The 2794-nt window shown below is 63.9% G+C and carries 2 protein-coding genes and 1 pseudogene; 1 reads left to right on the top strand and 2 read right to left on the bottom strand.

Annotated features, from left to right (window positions below):
* Nucleotides 1–11: 11 nt before the first annotated feature.
* On the top strand, nucleotides 12–344 hold the full coding sequence (locus PKE44_RS17845) for a hypothetical protein (protein WP_324553953.1): 333 nt from the start codon (nucleotides 12–14) through the stop codon (nucleotides 342–344).
* Here PKE44_RS17845 and brxL read toward each other — a convergent pair.
* Both brxL and PKE44_RS17835 read right to left on the bottom strand, forming a co-directional pair.
* Nucleotides 341–2386 carry a BREX system Lon protease-like protein BrxL gene (brxL, locus tag PKE44_RS17840; protein ID WP_324553951.1) on the bottom strand — a complete coding sequence of 682 codons (2046 nt, stop codon included), beginning with the start codon at nucleotides 2384–2386 and terminating at the stop codon, nucleotides 341–343. The genes PKE44_RS17845 and brxL overlap by 4 nt on opposite strands.
* Nucleotides 2387–2388: 2 nt before the next feature.
* A pseudogene (locus PKE44_RS17835) lies at nucleotides 2389–2794 on the bottom strand (BREX-1 system phosphatase PglZ type B); the annotation flags it as partial.

Raw genomic sequence — 2794 nt, 5'->3', positions numbered from 1 at the left:
AGACGCCACCGATGACCGATGCACTGATCCTTGAGGCCCGCGCCCTCGCCGGCACGAACCCGACGCTGATCGAGCTGATCCGCTTCACGCGCGCCCACGACCCGACGGATGACTTCCGCCAGCAGCAGGGTTCGCAGTTCGAAGCGCGCCGTGACGAAATGCTGGCTGCAGCGCAGGCGTTCGTGTTCACCGGCACGCCGTTCACGGGCAGCGCAGCGGAAGTATTGCTGTGCATGGCGCATTGCGTGGCGAGTGCGCCGTATCTCGGCTGGCCGCAAGCGCAGGTCGAGTTGTATCTGGGGACGCTGCTGCGACGGATTGCGGAGGCCACACCGTCCGCTTAATCGGCTAGCGCTTTCAGCAGTGCGTCCCGGCCATCCTGATAGAACTCGATATCCAGACGGGTAGCCATCTCATCGGAGAGTTCGAACAGCTGCCGGCGACAGGAAACCGGTAAAAGCAAGGATCTGGCGCCTTTTTCGACGGCGATTTCGGCCAGTGTCACCGCGTTGTGGATAGGTTCGATGGTTCCGCCCAGCGTCACTTCACCCGCGACGATCAGCCCCCCGCGCACGGATTTCTTCAGCAGCGCACCGGACAGGGCAATGAGCGCAGCCACACCGGTCTTGGCGCCGGATCGGGCAGAATCGAATCCACGCAATTGCACCGAAAATTCGTGCGCGCGCGGATCGCGGTCACCCACCAGTTGCCGGGCGCGGCTGTAAAGGTTCTGTTCGGCACAACGAATCGATTCCTTGAACGCAGCCGGCACCGGATTGTTCAGTATCCGGACACCGCTGCCGGGACCTTCGGCCGCTTCAAGGCGGAACAGTCCGGGATGCTCCTCCGCTCCGCCCGGGCTGAGCGTCCAGATCTGGCCACACTCCAGTGGCTCGTCGCCGATGCCGCCCTGACTCTGCAGCTCCGGCGTACTGACGAACTTCTCGACACCTTCGGCACCCAGCTGATAACTGAAATGGGTGTTGCGAAACTCGGCCGCACCGATGCGCTTCTGCTGCTCCTTGACCCGCCGGCGCACCTCCAGCGCCAAACGCACGGCCCACTCCATATCCGCATCGCTGACCGGCATCTGCGCATCCGGATACAGCAGCTTGAGCAGGCCGCTGACCGTCTTGTTGACGGCATTGAGATCCCGCCCTGATAAAGCACTGCCCCAGTAGACGCGCCCCTGCATGGCCGAGACCCGGCTCTGCTGGCGTAGCTGGGCAAAACATTCGGACAGAAAGTCGCTGACCAGACCGAAATGCCCGGTGAACAGTGCGGGGTTGAGCTTCGGCACATCCCAGCCCGGCAGGAAACCGTGGATGCGATCCATGAAGGCCGTGTCATCGCGCATCTCGGGCGGCAATGGGCCGAACAGATGACCGATGCGCTGCTGGTGTTCGACATCGACCTCGAAGTTGCCCACGAGCACGATGGAACCGTCCGCCCGGATGCTTTCCCTGCCGCGGGAAAATTCGCCGCTCTCCATGTAGCCCTTCATGATGTTGACGCCGTCCTTCTGATCAAAGGAAACGCCCGACACCTCGTCGAAGCAGACCACGTCGTACTGGCACACCAGCCCGCGCTGGCCGGTGGCGTTGTTGACGAACATCCGGGCCACGGTGGCCTTGCCACCCGAAATGAGATGCGCATACGGCGACACCTGCTGGAACAGGTGCGACTTGCCGGTGCCGCGCGGCCCAAGCTCCACCAGGTTGTAATTGCGCTCGACGAACGGAACCATCCGCAGCAGCAGCGCATCCCTGGCACGTTCGGACAAGGTTTCGGGCTCGAATCCGACACTGCGCAACAACAGGTCGCGCCACGCGGCCGTCGTGAACGACCCGCGACCTGCCGCCAGGACATCCAGCACCTCGCGCCTGGAAAGCTGGATGGCGCGCAAGGCGTCCACGCCGAAGGGACGTCCGCCTTTCTCCTGCGCAATCGAGGCGTCGTAGCCGAGTGTGACCTCGGCATAGAAGCCACCGGTCAGCATGCGCTCGTTGTCGCGGACCATCTCCGGCGTCAGCCGCACATCGTTCAAGCGCAGGCTGGGCAGGCTGGCGACATAGGAATCGGTCCTTGCGTCGAGCCGCGCCGTGATGAGATCGATGATCCTGACCGAGCCCGATTCGCGCGCCCGGGCCTTGAACAATTCCTCTTCTCCGGCCTTGACCGTGCGCGAGCCGAGCTGGCGCTGCACGATGTCGAGTCCCTCCTGGATTTCGGCTTCGTCCGTCGTCGCGCAGTAGCGTCCGAGCAGGAACTCGACGACGTAGGTAGGCACCGGAAACTGCCGGCTGAAGGTGCGTACCAGGTCCTTGCGTACGACGTAGCCTTCGAAGGCCATCGCGGCCTGTCGGTCCAGATCGTCGAGTTGCATGCTCAGTGATCTCCTACCGTGGTGGCCAGCTTCTGCAGCACTGCACCGTCTGCTCCCAGCACCACCACCACAGCGGCTGCACCGGCCTGTTCATCATCGGCCACCGCCAGACTGGCCTTGCCATCCGTCAGCACCTTGGTGCCGGCCGCCAGCGAACTGGACGCCAGCCCCGCCCGGGTCCGGATGTCCACCCGCTGACCTGCGCTGGCTCCGTCCACCACGACGGTACAGCGCAGACCCTTCCAGCTCACCGACCGGATCGTGAGTCCGCTTCCCGGATCAGCGGCCCCGGCGCGTTCACAGGCCAGATCCAGAACCGGCACCAGACACTCCTGCAGGCTGATGCCACCATGCGCATATTCGGAGCCGGCGATGAAGTTCGAAATACCCGGTGCGTATGCAATCTGC

The organism is Plasticicumulans sp., from assembly GCF_035331805.1.
In the GTDB taxonomy this organism is placed as follows: Bacteria; Pseudomonadota; Gammaproteobacteria; order Competibacterales; family Competibacteraceae; genus Plasticicumulans.
This window is presented reverse-complemented; position numbering and strand designations above follow the sequence as displayed.

Bases quoted from the DNA above. Each gene is read 5' to 3' on its own strand.
- PKE44_RS17845 (WP_324553953.1), top strand. From the start codon at position 12: ATGACCGATGCACTGATCCTTGAGGCCCGCGCCCTCGCCGGCACGAAC.
- brxL (WP_324553951.1), bottom strand. From the start codon at position 2,386: ATGCAACTCGACGATCTGGACCGACAGGCCGCGATGGCCTTCGAAGGC.